General features: G+C 44.2%; 17 protein-coding genes, 1 rRNA gene and 1 riboswitch. Of the genes, 2 read left to right on the forward strand and 16 right to left on the reverse strand.

Annotated elements, in window-relative coordinates:
* Positions 1-88 precede the first annotated feature (88 nt).
* Positions 89-544 carry a YgaP family membrane protein gene (locus RSX31_RS21920; RefSeq protein ID WP_315636024.1) on the forward strand — a complete coding sequence of 152 codons (456 nt, stop codon included), beginning with the start codon at positions 89-91 and terminating at the stop codon, positions 542-544.
* 195 nt (positions 545-739) lie between these two features.
* The gene (locus RSX31_RS23370) at positions 740-829 is read left to right on the forward strand and encodes an EYxxD motif small membrane protein (protein WP_348774862.1); all 90 of its coding nucleotides are present in this window, start codon (positions 740-742) and stop codon (positions 827-829) included.
* On the opposite strand, the gene purD is transcribed toward RSX31_RS23370, so the two are convergent.
* The 16 genes from purD to rrf all read right to left on the reverse strand — a co-directional run.
* Complete coding sequence (gene purD / locus RSX31_RS21925) at positions 807-2,081, reverse strand: phosphoribosylamine--glycine ligase (RefSeq protein WP_315636025.1); 1,275 nt, start codon at positions 2,079-2,081, stop codon at positions 807-809. The two genes, RSX31_RS23370 and purD, sit on opposite strands and share 23 nt — an antisense overlap.
* Before the next feature lie 246 nt (positions 2,082-2,327).
* A complete protein-coding gene (purH, locus tag RSX31_RS21930; protein WP_148995111.1) occupies positions 2,328-3,863 on the reverse strand; it encodes a bifunctional phosphoribosylaminoimidazolecarboxamide formyltransferase/IMP cyclohydrolase in 1,536 nt (511 codons plus the stop codon).
* A 361-nt stretch (positions 3,864-4,224) separates the two neighbouring features.
* A complete protein-coding gene (gene purN, locus RSX31_RS21935; protein ID WP_148995112.1) occupies positions 4,225-4,800 on the reverse strand; it encodes a phosphoribosylglycinamide formyltransferase in 576 nt (191 codons plus the stop codon).
* Between the two features lie 36 nt (positions 4,801-4,836).
* Complete coding sequence (gene purM / locus RSX31_RS21940; RefSeq protein ID WP_315636026.1) at positions 4,837-5,865, reverse strand: phosphoribosylformylglycinamidine cyclo-ligase; 1,029 nt, start codon at positions 5,863-5,865, stop codon at positions 4,837-4,839.
* 11 nt (positions 5,866-5,876) lie between these two features.
* Positions 5,877-7,298, reverse strand: coding sequence for an amidophosphoribosyltransferase (purF, locus tag RSX31_RS21945; protein WP_148967196.1), 1,422 nt, complete (start codon positions 7,296-7,298; stop codon positions 5,877-5,879).
* On the reverse strand, positions 7,274-9,508 hold the full coding sequence (purL, locus tag RSX31_RS21950) for a phosphoribosylformylglycinamidine synthase subunit PurL (protein WP_148967195.1): 2,235 nt from the start codon (positions 9,506-9,508) through the stop codon (positions 7,274-7,276). The genes purF and purL overlap by 25 nt, the downstream gene beginning before the upstream one ends.
* Positions 9,492-10,178 (reverse strand): phosphoribosylformylglycinamidine synthase subunit PurQ, encoded by a 687-nt coding sequence (gene purQ / locus RSX31_RS21955; protein WP_148967194.1) that lies wholly within the window; start codon positions 10,176-10,178, stop codon positions 9,492-9,494. The genes purL and purQ overlap by 17 nt, the downstream gene beginning before the upstream one ends.
* The gene (gene purS / locus RSX31_RS21960) at positions 10,175-10,429 is read right to left on the reverse strand and encodes a phosphoribosylformylglycinamidine synthase subunit PurS (RefSeq protein WP_315636027.1); all 255 of its coding nucleotides are present in this window, start codon (positions 10,427-10,429) and stop codon (positions 10,175-10,177) included. The genes purQ and purS overlap by 4 nt, the downstream gene beginning before the upstream one ends.
* On the reverse strand, positions 10,417-11,142 hold the full coding sequence (purC, locus tag RSX31_RS21965) for a phosphoribosylaminoimidazolesuccinocarboxamide synthase (protein ID WP_315636028.1): 726 nt from the start codon (positions 11,140-11,142) through the stop codon (positions 10,417-10,419). Before purC ends, purS begins: the two co-directional genes overlap by 13 nt.
* Before the next feature lie 108 nt (positions 11,143-11,250).
* Entirely contained in the window at positions 11,251-12,549 is a 1,299-nt protein-coding gene (gene purB, locus RSX31_RS21970) for an adenylosuccinate lyase (RefSeq protein ID WP_148995116.1), read from the reverse strand.
* Positions 12,546-13,706, reverse strand: a complete 1,161-nt coding sequence (gene purK, locus RSX31_RS21975; RefSeq protein ID WP_315636029.1) for a 5-(carboxyamino)imidazole ribonucleotide synthase — start codon at positions 13,704-13,706, stop codon at positions 12,546-12,548. Before purK ends, purB begins: the two co-directional genes overlap by 4 nt.
* Positions 13,693-14,172, reverse strand: a complete 480-nt coding sequence (gene purE / locus RSX31_RS21980; protein WP_148967189.1) for a 5-(carboxyamino)imidazole ribonucleotide mutase — start codon at positions 14,170-14,172, stop codon at positions 13,693-13,695. Before purE ends, purK begins: the two co-directional genes overlap by 14 nt.
* 152 nt (positions 14,173-14,324) lie before the next feature.
* A riboswitch (purine riboswitch) is annotated at positions 14,325-14,426 on the reverse strand.
* 86 nt (positions 14,427-14,512) lie between these two features.
* A complete protein-coding gene (locus tag RSX31_RS21985; RefSeq protein WP_315636030.1) occupies positions 14,513-14,713 on the reverse strand; it encodes an NETI motif-containing protein in 201 nt (66 codons plus the stop codon).
* Positions 14,710-15,261 (reverse strand): DUF2179 domain-containing protein, encoded by a 552-nt coding sequence (locus RSX31_RS21990; protein ID WP_060671612.1) that lies wholly within the window; start codon positions 15,259-15,261, stop codon positions 14,710-14,712. Before RSX31_RS21990 ends, RSX31_RS21985 begins: the two co-directional genes overlap by 4 nt.
* A gap of 236 nt (positions 15,262-15,497) precedes the next feature.
* Positions 15,498-16,148 carry a peroxiredoxin-like family protein gene (locus tag RSX31_RS21995; protein WP_315636031.1) on the reverse strand — a complete coding sequence of 217 codons (651 nt, stop codon included), beginning with the start codon at positions 16,146-16,148 and terminating at the stop codon, positions 15,498-15,500.
* Positions 16,149-16,681: 533 nt separating this feature from the next.
* Positions 16,682-16,754, reverse strand: a 5S ribosomal RNA gene (rrf, locus tag RSX31_RS23390); the annotation flags it as partial.

Consider the following 16,754-nt stretch of genomic DNA (forward strand, 5'->3'; position numbering starts at 1 on the left):
TTTCATTTTATGTTAACATATTTTACTATTTAACGCATTAACGGTTTACAACAATTATGTGAATTTTCTATTAAGGAGGAGTTTACAAATGAAAGTATCATCAAACATCGGGATTATCAATGCCCTTATCCGCATCACAGTTGGTTTCACGATTCTTGCCTGGAGCACATCAAAGCTTGCAAGACGTCCTTGGAGGGACTCTTATCTCGTGATGGCAGTGATCGGTGCCATGAAAGTAGGAGAAGGAATTCTTCGCTACTGCCCTGTTACAGCCCTATTTGAAAAAGGTGCAGAGGGAAATGGTGGAAGCGGAGGATTTGCCGGATTCAAAGCGAAGGATATGATGAACTTTAAAGACATGCTGAAATCCGACAAATCAACAGATCACAAAGATCACCACCCAACAAACGAACACAAACAAGCCCCCCTGGACAATACCAAAAAAGAAACTAACTTCAATCCCGAAGAACTCACCAACAAAGAAGTCCAGTCAGCATTGAATGGTGACAACATGGGTGACAAAGGGACGGACCTTCTTTCTTAGGGATATTAGGATTGTAATGGAGCAGTTATTCCCTTCCGTTCCCTTATTTAAAGACATTTTCACCAGATTTAAATTCCGTTTATAGCAAGAGTGCCGAGGTCCGTCCCTCGAAAAGGGGTGAGACCTGGCACTCATGATTAATACATTTATGAATAAAGGAGTTGCTCATTTATGTTTTGGGAATATTTAACGGACATGTCGTATGTGTTGTTTTCCCTGATTGGCGGCATTATTGCCATTGCTTTTGTTTATGTTCGCAGAACTAGGAAGAGACGTGTTCGATAGCTTTCTTCCCTATATCTCTTCTGTAGAACAACCCATTCCAATCCACCTTATCTAATTCTTTATACACTTTAGCCTGGGCTTTTTCCACAGATGGTGCAGAAGAAGCTACAAGTAACACTCTCCCACCAGTTGAAACAAGGGCAGCCTCTGTATTCTGCTCGGTTCCGGCATGGTATACGAGGGTTTCTTCATCCAATGACTCTTCAAGGTTCGGAAGGGCGATTCCTTTTGCGTATTCACCCGGATAGCCATCAGCCGCTAATACAACACCCAGAACAGCCTCTTGTGACCATTCTAATTGCACAGGGTTCCCTTCGATCATGTTCTTCACAACAAGACCAAAGTCAGAAGTCAAACGCGGCAGTACAACCTGGGTTTCAGGATCGCCAAATCGGGCATTGAATTCGATGACCTTTGGACCTTCACTTGTGAGCATCAGCCCTGCATAAAGAATGCCGGTAAACGAACGATTCTCCTTAACCATCGCTTTAGCCGTGGGATGCAGAACAGTTGAAATCGCTTCTTGTACGACATCGTCCGAAATATGAGGTACCGGTGAATACGCACCCATTCCGCCTGTATTCGGTCCCTGATCTCCGTCAAAGGCACGCTTATGGTCCTGTGCTATCACCATTGGATAAACGGATTCACCATGTACAAAGGCCATCAAAGAAAACTCTTCCCCAAACAGACACTCTTCAACTACCACTTTAGAAGAAGCATCACCAAACTTTTCATCAAGAAGCATTTCTTCCAGTGCGCTGATCGCTTCTTCTTCCGTTTCAGCAACCACAACGCCCTTTCCAGCTGCCAACCCATCCGCCTTTACAACAATAGGAGCGCCTGCCTCTTTTACATATTCGATTGCTTTCTCAACGCTTGTGAACACTTCATATTTAGCCGTTGGAATGTTGTACTTTTTCATTAATTCCTTAGAAAACGATTTGCTTCCTTCTATGATGGCCGCTTCTTTGGTCGGTCCAAATATGTGCAGGCCTTCTTCTTGGAAACGATTTACGATACCATCCAATAATGGGTTTTCAGGACCTACAAAGGTATAAGCGATATGCTCTTTTTTGGCAAAAGCAATAAGATCATTCACATCGGATTCACTGTATGGAAGATTCGTCGCAACGCTTGCAATACCTGCATTTCCGGGTGCACAGAACACTTCTGTCACACTTTCACTTCCCGCTAACTTCTTACATATGGCATGCTCGCGACCACCGCGACCGATAACAAGTACTTTCATCTTGAAAAGCCCCCTTTTTAAGAAAACCTCTCCTACCTGAGTTGAAGATGAGGAGAGGTTGTATGTGGAATGGATCTATGGTTAGGTGAGGTTAGAGGATATGGTAACGGGTAAGAGCTTGGCTGAGGTCCGTCCCTCAATCCTCACTCTGACTAATCACCCAGTTCCCAACAAACCGTTTCCCCACATGGTTTATGAGTAATTTCACAAAAACTTCTTTCAATGATTGGAGGTCCGTCCCTCAAATTAATGTTTGAAGTGGCGGATTCCGGTGAAGACCATGGTGATGCCGTGTTGTTCGGCTTTTTTGATGGAGTCTTCGTCCCGGATGGAGCCTCCTGGCTGGATGATGGCTGTAATGCCCGCTTTGGCTGCTGCTTCTACGGTGTCGTCCATTGGGAAGAATGCGTCAGATGCCATGGCGGCCCCTTTTGCTTTTTCACCTGCCTGCTCGATTGCGATGTTTGCGGCACCTACCCGGTTCATTTGTCCTGCCCCTACTCCAACCGTCATCTGCGCATCCGTTACAACGATTGCGTTGGATTTCACGTGCTTCACAACTTTCCATCCCAGTTTCATGCTTGCCCACTCTTCATCTGTCGGCTCACGTCTGGTTACCACTCTCAGATCTGCATCATCGAGGGTAAATGTGTCATCTGCCTGAACAAGCAACCCACCTTCAACGGTTGTTAATTTACGTTCAATTTTGTTTGTGGATTCAAAAGGAATCGTCAATAAACGGATATTCTTCTTGCTTGAAAGAATCTCAAATGCTTCATCGCTAAAAGCAGGAGCAATGACAATCTCCAAGAAGATTTCATGAAGCTGCTTGGCTGTTTCTTCATCCACGATGCGGTTTAGAGCCACTATTCCACCAAAAATAGATGTAGAATCGGCTTCATATGCTTTAGAGAACGCTTCATGAATCGTCGTACCAACTCCAACACCACATGGATTCATATGCTTTACCGCAACTGCCGCTGGTTCCGTAAATTCTTTCACAATTTGAAGAGCCGCATTCGCGTCATTGATATTATTATAAGAGAGCTCTTTTCCGTGGAGCTGTCTTGCCATGGCTACAGAGAATTCAGAGCCAAGTGGTGCACGGTAGAAAGAAGCCTGCTGATGAGGATTTTCCCCATAGCGCAGTGTTTGTTTTAACTCGTACGTTCTTGTAAATCGCTCAGGATTTTCTTCCCCTGAAATGTCTGTCATATATTCAGCAATGAACGCATCGTAAGCAGCCGTATGACGGAACACCTTAGCCGCCAGCTTACGGCGTTTTTCTAGGGATAGTTCCCCTTGAAGCTTTAACTCATTGATGACTTCATCGTAGTCAAGCGCATCGACTACCACAGTGACATACTGATGATTTTTTGCTGCCGCCCTCAGCATCGTCGGACCGCCGATGTCAATATTCTCAATCGCTTCTTCTACACCGACATTCGGTTTAGCGATGGTTTGTTGAAACGGATAAAGGTTGACACATACCAGGTCGATTCCTTCGATTCCTTGTTCCTGAAGCTGCTGGCGATGGCTTTCTTCACCGCGTTTTGCGAGGAGTCCACCGTGGATATTGGGGTGAAGTGTTTTAACGCGTCCTTCTAATATTTCGGGGAAACCAGTTACTTCTTCTACTCCCATCACTTCAACGTCACTTTCTTGAAGAAGCTTCTTTGTTCCACCTGTCGAAATGATTTCGTACCCAAGTAACTTTAATTCCTTAGCAAATTCGATTACTCCGCTTTTATCTGAAACACTGATTAATGCTCTCTTTTTCAATGTCTGCTCCTCCTCTGCCTGCTGTAATGCTGATTTTATTTCATTATTTGATTGAATTTGAAATGGGTACGAGGTTTCTCATAAAATTTCTGGGTGGAAAAGCAGAGTGTGGTGTATGAAACGGTGTATCTGGGCTATTTTGTTTACTAATTGCACCCGTTTAGGTGAGTGTTGTGCCACTTTTGGAAAAACTTGTGCCACTTTCCGCGTTTGTTGTGCCAAATTGTGAATACCGAACTCAGCCTTTACCGTATGCCACGCCCCACTGCTCTCCCCATTACTTTAAATGAAACCAAACCCAAGGTCCGTCCCTCACCACTTTACCACACTACCATGATAAAGCAACCACCTTTTCCCGGCTTTAGTAGCCTGTGGTAAGGAAGAGGTGGTTGAGGGTGGTTGGGTACAGGTGGTGTTCGACGTGCTGGATTTTGTCCTGGAGTGATTGTTTGGTTTCGCCTGTTGTGACCCGGACGATTTCCTGCGCGATGATTTCCCCTGTATCCATTCCAGCATCTACATAGTGGATGGTGACGCCAGTGATCTTCACTCCACCATCGATTGCTTGACCGATGGCATCTTTTCCTGGAAAGGAAGGGAGAAGGGAGGGGTGGATATTCACGATCCGTCCTCCGAAGCTTTCCAGTAATGTTGGACCAATCAATCTCATATAACCTGCTAATACAATAAAATCAACACCCAAATGAGCCATTTCATTTAGGATTTCCTGTTCAAATGCCTGTTTGTTTTCGTAATCTTTTGCACGGAAGACGAAAGTAGGAATCCCTGCTGATTGGGCTCTGTGAACCACGAACGCTCCCGGCTGGTCACAGACAAGAAGTTTAATATTCGCTTTCAGTGTTCCGCCTTGTACAGCATCTACCAATGCTTGAAAATTACTTCCGCTTCCTGATGCAAAAATGGCAATCTGTCTCATGACTCGCCCCCGATATTGACTTACTCATCCTTCATTTCAACGAACGAAACGCACTCCATTTCCAGTGGTCACCCGTCCGATGATAAAGGCTTCTTCTCCCTGTGCGTTGAAGAATTGAAGAATGTCTTCTGCTTCATTTTCCTCAACCGCTAATACAAATCCAATCCCCATGTTAAAAATGTTGTACATTTCGCTGCGTGGAATTTCCCCATAGTGCTCAAGGGCCGTGAAAATGCTTGGGATATCCCAGCTTCCTTCTGTAATGTCCGCTTGCAAATGATCCGGCAGCATCCGCGGGATATTTTCAATGAATCCTCCGCCTGTAATATGGGACATCCCCTTGATGGAGAATTGCTTTAGTGCAGCTAACACTGGTTTCACGTAAATCTTGGTTGGTGTAAGTAACGCTTCTTTTAGTGTGGTCCCGACTTCCGGTAATGATTCTTCCAAAGAGAACGACTGATCTTCGAAGAATACTTTTCGTACTAAAGAGTACCCATTACTGTGTATACCACTGGAACCCAGTCCGACTAACACATTTCCTTCAGAAATTTTTTCGCCAGTGATAATCTCTTTTTTTTCACAAGCCCCTACTGCAAAGCCGGCGATATCATATTCTTCATCAGAATACATACCAGGCATCTCGGCAGTTTCGCCACCGATCAGCGCACAGCCAGCCATTTCACATCCGTCCGCAATACCCTTTACAATACCTTCTATCTTCTCTGGAAGTGCTTTTCCAGTCGCTATATAATCTAAGAAATACAGTGGTTCCGCTCCCTGAACGACAATGTCATTCACACACATGGCCACACAATCGATCCCGATCGTATCGTGTTTGTCTGCCATGAAAGCAAGCTTCAGCTTCGTTCCGACTCCATCCGTACCTGATACAAGAACAGGCTCTTTTAAATTCAGAGAAGATAAATCAAACATTCCGCCAAAACTGCCTAATTGACCAAGGACCCCTTCTCGAGCGGTTCTTTTCACATGCTTTTTAATGCGGTCGACTGACTCGTATCCCGCTTCAATATCTACTCCTGCTTGACGATACGCATTTGCCATCATGATTCCCCCTATTTCACTAACTCTTTTTCATGTGGATGAAGTGTATCCGGGTAGATTTCCGTTGGATACTTTCCTGTAAAGCAAGCCAGGCATTGACCACGATTTTCTGACGAATCATTTCGGTCGATTGCTTTTAACACACCGTCTGTACTCAAGAATGTCAGGGAGTCGGCTCCAATGATCTGACGCATTTCCTCCACTGAATTGGAAGAAGCGATCAGCTCTTCATGAGTCGATGTATCAATGCCGTAGAAACATGGGTTCTTGATAGGCGGCGAACTGATGCACACATGAACTTCCTTGGCTCCGGCTTCTTTGAGCATGCTGACGATTCGTCTACTTGTGGTTCCACGAACGATCGAATCATCTACCATTACCACGCGTTTCCCTTCTACTACTCCTCTGACCGGTGAAAGCTTCATCTTCACACCTTGCTCACGAAGGGATTGAGATGGCTGTATAAATGTACGCCCTACATAACGGTTCTTAATAAGACCTAATTCGTATGGAATACCTGACGCTTCTGCATAGCCGATCGCACTTGAAATACTGGAGTCAGGTACACCTGTTACAACGTCCGCCTCAATCGGTGCTTCTTTCGCAAGTTCCATTCCCATTCTTTTTCTGGCGGAATGGACGTTGATCCCTTGAATATTGCTGTCTGGTCTTGAGAAGTATACGTATTCCATCGTACACATCGCATTCCCACCTGAAAAACTAAACCGTTCTGAGGTCAGTCCCTCATCATTGATGATCACAAGCTCTCCCGGCTCGATATCCCGTACAAATTCAGCCCCTACGATATCAAAGGCACAAGTTTCAGAAGCTACGCAGTAAGCATCCCCAAGCTTACCAAGTGATAATGGACGAAGACCGTGCGGGTCCAGAGCCACCATCATTTCTGTTTCCGTCATCACCACAAATGCATAGGCGCCCTTCAACATGGTCAGCGCATTTTTCACGCGGTCTTTCAAGTTGAAATAACCGCTTCTTTTAATCAAGTGAGCTAACACTTCTGTATCTGAACTTGTTTGAAAAATACTCCCCTGTCCTTCAAGCTGATGCTTCAAGGCGTTCGCATTGACCAGATTTCCATTATGAGCAAGAGCAAGGCTGCCATTCTGTGAGTTGAAAAGGAGAGGCTGAACATTTTCATACCCTCCGCCCCCGGCTGTAGCATATCGTACATGACCGATGGCTGAATCCCCTTCAAGCTTCTCGATGGTACCTTCCTGGAACACTTCCGTTACGAGACCTTCCCCTTTTAAGCAACGTAACTTCTCACCATCTGAAACGACAATTCCTGTGCCTTCTTGCCCTCTATGTTGCAAGCTATGAAGTCCGTAATACGTAATTTGTGCAGCATTGGGGTGTCCCCAAATACCAAATACTCCACATTCTTCATTTAAACCTTTGATTTCAGCAGGCATGGGATGGCTCCTTTCCAAGCTGACTCTAATTCCTCTACAGAAGCTTGTAAAATGACGTCTCCATTTTCTGATGATACATTGATTGCTCCACTTGCTGCTACGTTTCCAACTGCCTTCGCATCTGGAACAAGTTTCTCAAATTCGTCTTTATTTTCAGGTTTTACTGAAACGATGAAACGGGATTGTGTTTCACTGAACAGATCTGCCACAGTGTTTTCTCCAGAAACCTGAACGTTTGCCCCCAGACCTTTTGTTCCGAAAGCCGATTCTGTAAGAGCAACGGCGAAACCACCTTCAGCGATATCATGAGCCGAAGCTACAAGCCCTTTTTGGATTGCTTCTAAAAGCTGCATTTGACGGCGAAGCTCTGTTTTCAAATCGATCTTTGGAGCCTTACCGAAGATTTTTCCTTCAGTCAGCTTTTGAAGCTCACTTCCGCCAAACTCTTCGTGGGTTTCACCAATGACAAAGATATAATCTCCAGCTTCCTTAAAGCTTTGTGTAGTAATATGGTCGACGTCTTCAATCAATCCAACCATTCCAACTACCGGAGTTGGATACACCGCTGTACCCATTGATTCGTTGTATAAGGAAACATTTCCACCGATGACAGGAGTCGATAGCTCACGGCACGCCTCACTCATTCCGTCAACTGATTTTTCAATCTGCCAGAAGATTTCCGGTTTCTCTGGATTCCCGAAATTTAAGCAGTCCGTAATCGCCAGTGGAATCGCTCCTGAACAAACGATATTACGTGCAGCTTCCGCTACAGCGATCTTTCCTCCGACCTCCGGATCCAGGTAAAGGTAACGGGAATTACAATCCGTTGTCATGGCAAGTGCTTTTCTGGTGCCGCGTACCCGTACGACCGCTGCATCAGAACCCGGGCTAACAACCGTACTTGTTCTTACTTGATGATCATATTGATCGTATACCCATTCTTTACTCGCGATCGTCGGCTGCTGCAAGAGCGCCTTAAGGGTTTCTTTATAATCGTCTACTCTTGGAGATACTGTTTCCATTGCTTGAAACTCTTTATAGTAAGCCGCTTCTTGAGATGGCTTATGATAAACTGGTGCTTCCTCAGCAAGTGCATCAACCGGCACATCTGCCACTACTTCTCCTTTATGCAGAAGGCGAAGGCGCTTATCGTCTGTTACTTTTCCGATCGAAACTGCCTCTAAGTCATATTTCGAAAAAAGATCAACGATTTCTTGCTCGCGTCCTTTTTCAACGACGATCAGCATGCGCTCCTGAGATTCTGAAAGCATCATTTCATATGCCGTCATGCCTCTTTCACGCTGCGGGACAAGATCAAGATTCATTTCGATACCGGAACCTGCTTTGCTTGCCATTTCAGCCGATGAACTTGTAAGACCGGCTGCTCCCATATCCTGAATTCCTACAAGAGCATCATTCTGAACAAGTTCCAAACACGCTTCAAGAAGTAATTTTTCCATGAATGGATCTCCCACTTGAACCGCCGGGCGCTTTTCTTCTGATCCTTCATTTAATTCCTCGGATGCGAAAGTTGCTCCGTGAATGCCGTCACGACCTGTTTTCGCTCCAACATACATGACTGTATTGCCGACACCATGAGCCTGACCTTTTTTAATATCTTTATGATCGATCAATCCAACACACATAGCGTTTACAAGAGGGTTTCCTTCATAAGAGGCATCGAATTGGACTTCCCCTCCGACCGTTGGGATCCCGATACAGTTTCCATATCCGGCAATACCTGCTACGACTTCTTTAAATAGATACTGAACACGAGGAGAATCCAGCTCTCCAAAGCGTAAAGAGTTGAGGAGTGCGATAGGTCTTGCCCCCATCGAGAATACGTCTCGTATAATACCCCCGACACCCGTTGCCGCTCCTTGGAAAGGCTCAATGGCTGACGGATGATTGTGACTCTCGATTTTGAACACCACTGCTTGATCATCGCCAATATCAACAATTCCAGCCCCTTCTCCAGGCCCTTGAAGAACCCTTTCACCTGTCGTAGGAAACTTCATCAGTACAGGTTTCGAATTTTTATAGCTGCAATGCTCTGACCACATAACAGAGAAAAGACCGGTCTCCGTGTAGTTCGGTGTTCTTCCCAGGATGTTCTCCACCATTGAAAATTCTTCGTCTGTTAAACCCATCTCACGATAAAGCTGCTCTTCTTTCACTTTTGTTGAAGTTGGTTCAAGCATTAACGACATGTTTTTCCCTCCAGTGTTTCACAATCGATTGAAATAGTTTCTTCCCGTCTTCACTACCTAGTAAAGTGTCCATGGCGCGCTCAGGGTGAGGCATCATCCCAAGGACATTTCCTGCTTTATTTGTAATCCCCGCAATGTTTTCAACGCTTCCGTTCGGATTTTCATCACTGTACGTGAATACAATTTGATTGTTTTCCTTAAGTGTGATCATGGTCTCTTCGTCACAGAAGTAATTTCCTTCACCGTGAGCGATTGGAATTTGAATCACATCATTCTTTTCATACCCATTCGTAAACATCGTTTCATTATTTTCAACGGTTAACGGTACCGTTTTACAGATGAACTTCAAGCTCTCATTTCTGCGCATAGCCCCCGGAAGTAGACCCGTTTCCAGTAAAACCTGAAATCCATTGCACACACCCAGAACCGGCTTACCTTGCTCTGCCGCTTTCACCACCTCTTTCATGACGTTCGAGAAACGGGCAATCGCTCCTGAACGAAGGTAGTCTCCGTAAGAGAATCCGCCTGGTAATAGAATCGCATCATAGTTTTCCAGATTATCAGCATCGTGCCAAACGTATTCGACTTCTTCGCCGATTTCGTCTTTAATCGCATGGTACATATCGATGTCACAGTTAGAACCTGGGAATACAATCACTGCAAACTTCATTGAGCCACACTCTCCTCGATTTCATATCGATAATCCTCAATGACAGGGTTTGCGAGTAGTCGGTGACACATTTCTTCAACCTCAGCTTCTACGTTTTCAACAGAGGATGGAAGAGTAAGCTCCATATACTTCCCGACGCGCACATCTTCAACCGCTTTGAATTCCATTGAATGCAACGCTTGTTTCACAACACTTCCCTGAGGATCTAAAACACTTTCTCTTAATGTGATATAAACTTTTACTTTGTACATAGCTTGTTTCCTCCTAAGCGTTCTAAAATGATTGAGTATACTTCTGTTAAACTCCCTATATCTCTTCTGAAAACATCTTTATCAAGCTTTTGGTTCGTTTTTGAGTCCCATAATCGGCATGTGTCGGGTGAAATTTCATCCCCTAATAAAATCGCACCGTTACGGTCTTTTCCAAACTCTAATTTAAAATCGACAAGTGTGACTCCCGCTTCTTTAAAGATCTCTAGGAGTACCTCATTCACACTAAGTGCCATTTCCCTTATCTCAGCGCGTTCTTCCCTTGAAGCAATATCAAGGTAATCAATGTGATCATCCGTGATAAGCGGATCCCCCAGATCATCGTCCTTATAGTAGAATTCGATGATCGGTTTTTGAAGTGGCGTCCCTTCTTCTTTTCCAAGCCGTTTTGACAGACTTCCCGCAATCACATTCCGAACCACGACTTCAAGCGGGATGATCCGTACACGTTTGACCAGCTGCTCATCATCCGATAACTGTTTAATAAAGTGACTCTGTATTCCTTTTTCAGCAAGCTTTGAAAATAGCAAGCTCGAAATCTTATTATTTAATACCCCTTTGCCGTCGATATCCGCTTTTTTCTCCCCGTTAAAAGCAGTGGCAGAATTCTTATACTGAATCCAAACGACTTCCTCATCTTGTGTGGCGAAAATCTGCTTCGCTTTACCTTCATACAAAAGCGTTCCTTTTTCCATATGAAATCCCCCTACTCCCTGAATATTGCCAATCTTCAGTCTATATTTTCATAAAAAAAGGAAGGGATTCTGCTAAAAACCCCTGCCCTATTCATTTGTCAGAAGGACTTAATCCACTAAGCCGCAACGTTCAAAGATTGTATCCACATGTTTTAAGTGATAGTTGTAATCGAAGCAGTCTTCAATGTCAGCAGGTGAAAGCTTGGAAGTGATGGTCGCATCCTCTTCAATAAGAGACCGGAAGGCCACTTGTTTCTCCCACGCTTCCATCGCTTTCGGCTGAACCGTATCATACGCCTCTTCACGTGTCATCCCTTTATCGATAAGGGCCAAAAGGACACGTTGAGAGTAAATCAAACCAAGCGTACGATCCATATTACGCTGCATATTCTCCGGGAAGACCGTCAAGTTCTTGATGATATTTCCGAAACGGTTCAGCATATAATTTAAAGCGATCGTCGCATCCGGAAGGATCACACGCTCTGCTGATGAGTGCGAGATATCACGCTCATGCCATAAAGGCACGTTCTCATATGCTGTCAGCATGTATCCTCTGATCACACGCGCCATTCCTGTCATGTTCTCAGAACCGATCGGGTTACGCTTATGTGGCATGGCCGATGATCCTTTTTGACCCTTCGCGAAGAACTCTTCCACTTCTCGTGTTTCACTCTTCTGAAGACCTCGAACCTCAACAGAAAACTTTTCGATGGAAGTGGCGATCAATGCAAGTGTCCCCATGTAATGAGCGTGACGATCACGCTGAAGTGTTTGTGTAGAAACCGGAGCTGGCTTGATCCCCAGCTTTTCACACACATATGATTCAACGAAAGGATCGATATTTGCATACGTCCCAACGGCACCGGAAATTTTACCGAACTCAACTCCATCCGCTGCTGCCTTGAATCGTTCCACGTTACGCTTCATCTCTTCATACCACAGGGCAAGCTTCAGACCAAAAGTAGTCGGCTCAGCGTGAACTCCGTGCGTACGTCCCATCATGACCGTATGCTTGTGCTCAATCGCTTTGTTCTTTAATATTTCTACGAATCGCTCTAAGTCTTTAAGAATGATTTCATTAGCCTGCTTTAATTGATAAGAAAGAGCCGTATCCACTACGTCAGTAGAAGTCAATCCGTAATGAACCCATTTTCTTTCTTCTCCGAGGGTTTCAGAAACCGCTCTTGTGAAGGCTACCACATCGTGTCGCGTTTCTTCTTCGATTTCCTTAATACGTTCTACATTGAATCCGGCGTTTTCACGAATCTTCGCAACATCCTCTTTCGGAATGTCCCCGATTTCAGCCCAAGCTTCACAAGCCAAAATTTCTACCTCAAGCCATGCTTGAAAACGATTTTCCTCTGTCCAAATTGCTCCCATTTCAGGGCGTGTATAACGTTCTATCATACCAGTCGTCCTCCGATCTTTTCTTGCACCTTCCAAATTCCAGCTTCGTTTATGTTCATCAACGTCTCTTCCACATCGTTTGTTAAAAGAGTGACATGACCCATCTTACGTTTCGGCTTTGGTACGTCCTTTCCGTAAAGATGAATAAACCAGTCTGAATGCTTTGGAACAGCCTTCATAATAGGCTCGATATTCTCTCCTAATAGGTTAACCATCACAGCGTTCTTTAATAAGGTTGGTTGAACAAGCGGCCAGTTACAAACAGCTTTTATATGTTGGGCGAATTGTGAGAAGTCACATGCTTCGATTGAGTAGTGACCGGAATTATGAGGTCTTGGAGCCAGCTCATTGATATAGATGTCTCCATCCTCCGTCAGGAACATTTCAATTGCCAGCGTTCCGACTAGATCAAGAGTCTCACTGATTCTCTTCGCCATCTCGATCGCTTTATCTGCTACTTCTTCACTCACCCTTGCCGGCGCAATCGTTTCATGTAAGATATTATCCACATGAATATTTTCCACTACCGGGAAGTTGGTTTGCTGTCCATCGGGATTTCGTGTCACAATGACGGACAACTCTTTTTCAAAAGGTATCCATTTCTCTAACACACATGGACCGTTATCCAATAAAGCAGCGGCTTCTTCTATCCCGCTCTCTTCACGGATCACATACTGCCCTTTTCCGTCATAACCACCTCTGGATGTTTTCAGAACCACTGGATAGCCAAGCTTTTCTATATTATCATATATATCCTGTTGTTGTTTAATCACAGCATAAGGAGCTACTTTCACCCCTGCAAGTGTAAGGGCTTCCTTTTCCATGATGCGATCCTGTGTAATTCGGATCAGCTCTGCTCCTTGAGGTAAATAGGAACGCTCCGACAACCATTTAAGTGCTTCATAATCAATGTTTTCAAATTCATATGTGATCACGTCACACTCTTCTGCCAATCTATAAAGGGCATCATACTGGTCAAAGCCGGCCGTGATCACAAGATCTGCCACTTGGGCACATGGTGATTGTGGTGCCGGATCTAAAACGGCCACCCGAAAGCCATTTTGTTTCGCAGCAAGGGCCATCATTCGTCCAAGCTGTCCTCCGCCAATGATCCCGATCATCTGTCCAGGTAAAATCGTCTTCTTATTCAAGGTCATCACTGCTTTCCATCACTTTTTCCCGTAGTGCATCTCTTCTATTTTCCAAAGTTGCAGCCAACTCTGTATTTTCTATCGAAAGGATCTGTGCGGCAAGGAGTCCTGCGTTGGTAGCTCCTGCCTTCCCGATCGCCACTGTCGCAACAGGAACGCCGCCCGGCATCTGCACGATCGACAGCAGTGAATCCATTCCGTTCAACGCCTTAGACTGAACCGGTACCCCGATCACAGGCAATGTGGTCTTCGCAGCCACCATTCCCGGCAAATGAGCAGCACCGCCTGCACCTGCAATAATGACATTCACTCCGCGAGCTCTTGCACCTTCCGCAAACTCAAACATATAATCAGGTGTCCTGTGAGCCGATACAACTCGTTTCTCAAACGGAATCTCTAACTCTTCCAATACCTCACACGCATGCTTCATTGTCTCCCAGTCCGATGTACTTCCCATGATTACTGATATCATAATGTGACAGACACCTCCCGTAGTTTAATCCCTCTTAACAAAAAATACCCAGATCAATTGCTCTCTACTTTATGAGAGAAAGCAATTGATCTGGGTATTTTACAGAGGATGGTCCCATTTTATCCGATAGGGTCCACAAACGAGCTCGTATCCAGACAGCTACTTTCCCTCATAGTCCGACCATTTACGGTAGTCAGGTAGAAACTCATGGGCCATATTCCCATTATTATATGAGGGTATTCGGTTTATTTGTCTCCATCATATCGTGATATAGAGGCTCTGTCAACGAATAATCGAACGATAATAAAAGTCTGAAAATTAATGTTCGGATTTGAAGCGTTTACTCTTCAATCTTCTTTCCCTCGAAGACAATTGTCTGTTTAATAGGGACATACTCTGTTTTCGTTCCATCTTTTTGTTCTTCAAACACAGGTTTTTCCATCCGTCTTACCGGCATATAACCCATATCCTTCATACGGTCTAAACAATCTGTAATCGTCTCATTCTCCTGCACTTCAAATAATAATTTCTTTTTACTCATTCTTTTAATTTTCCTTTACGAATATTTCGGACTGTCTTCACCCAGAACCCTCCGTGAATCGCTTTCGGTTCATACGCAATGATAAATGCCTTTGGGTCAAGCTCTTTAATTGTATCATACAGCTTCATCTCATACTTTCGCGGAGTCAGGATCTGCAGGGCCATCCGGTTTCCTTCCAGTCCATTCGCTTCCCAGTTCGTAACCCCGTAGCCCCTTGCACGGAGTTCATTCGGAAGGGCCTTATCATATTCTTTCGTGATCACATTGACCGTAATATAGCCAAGCGCAAGCTTCTCCTCGATTTTCATACCTACAATCACCCCGAGACCATAACCGACCGCATAAGCAATCAGATTCTGAATCTCATTCAGGTTGTCAAGTACCAGCCCAAGACCCACAACATAAATCACTACTTCAAATGTACTCACAAAAGCTGCAATATATCGATAACCCTTCAACGTCAAAATCATTCTGATCGTAAAAAAGGATACGTATACGACATTGATGATCAAAATAATGGCTACCATCACAAAACTATTGTCTAACACCGTGATGCTCCTCTCTCCACTACTACTTGTAGTATGCTCAAATTAAGTTCCTATTTTACTAGAAAAATTCCATAATATGAACCACTTCAAGAAAAATTACGAATGATTTTCCGATGACAATTTCTAGAAAATCTGATCTCCTACTTTGTGTCTTTCCTATTTTGACCTGATTAAAACATAAAACGGCGTTATGGCAGCATGTCATTGCAGCCATAACGCCGTCTTGCTTTGCTATATTATAACGATTTCAGCTTCTCTACCACTTCAGAAGGTTCCACACGATCTTTGTAATCGGCTTTCGTATATTCGTAAGCAATCGTTCCGTCCTGCTTAATAATATATGTTGCTGAAACAGGGAGCGTCCATGAATCACTGTCATTCGCTTTCTCCAGATCCAGACCTTTTTCTTTGTAGATATCCACTAAGTAAGGTGGCAGCTTGTAAACCAACCTATACTCATCTGCCACTTTATTTCCTTCATCACTTAACACGAAATAATCCAATTCATTCTTCTCTTTTGTAGAAAGAGATGCATCAGGCGTTTGCGGACTGACCGCAATCAGCTTGGCACCTGCTGATTCAATGTCTTCCATTAATTGTTGGTATGCGCGCAGCTCCATATTGCAATATGGGCACCATCCGCCACGATAAAACGTAAGGATGACCGGGCCATTCTTCAGCACATCTTCCAGTGTGACTCCTTTGCCTGTCGCATCCGGTAACGTAAAGTTCGGTGCTTTCTCCCCTGCACGAAGACCTTTACCATCATCAGAGCGCTCTAGTTCGTTGATCGCTTTTCTCATTTTATCCTGTACTTCCTGAGATGCATTCTGCTTAAATTTAGAAATATATTCATTGTACTGTTCTTGCATATTAGTTGTTGCCATTTGAAAACCTCCCTTTAGAACTTGTTTACAGTATAAGAGCAGGTTATTCAAAAGAAAAGCGATGTGCTTGGTTGGGTATGGTGATGGTGATGGAAAGGGATGGGTGATGTTGTGACGACTTATTTTGTTTTCGAATTTGGGGATTTGGCAAGTTGTGAAGAGGGATGTAATAATTGGTAGTTAAAAGAATGGTAGAATTGCTCTTTTTTACAAGTTTTAGTTGAGAATGAATAAAATATAGCATGACTCTATGAAAATGTAGTACTTCTAGTTTCAAACTTGTAGACAGTGCCCTTTATTTCGTTGATTCCTTGGTTCCGACTTAAATAATTGCGTCTGAATTGGTAGTTATTGCGTCGTTTTTTAAATTTATGCGTCATTTTCGACAGTTTTTGCGTCTATTTTTCATTTTATGCGTCTTTTTCCAAACACCTCCTAACTCTTACACAGTGGTGGAGAAGAAAATGCAAACCACATATCTATCCACACACAACAAAAAAAAGCAGCCCCTAAGAGCTACTCTTTTTCTATTTGCCTGGCGACGTCCTACTCTCACAGGGGGAGATCCCCCAACTACCATCGGCGCTGAAGAGCTTAACTTCCGTG

It is taken from the genome of Rossellomorea yichunensis (genome assembly GCF_032337515.1).
GTDB lineage: Bacteria > Bacillota > Bacilli > Bacillales > Bacillaceae_B > Rossellomorea > Rossellomorea yichunensis.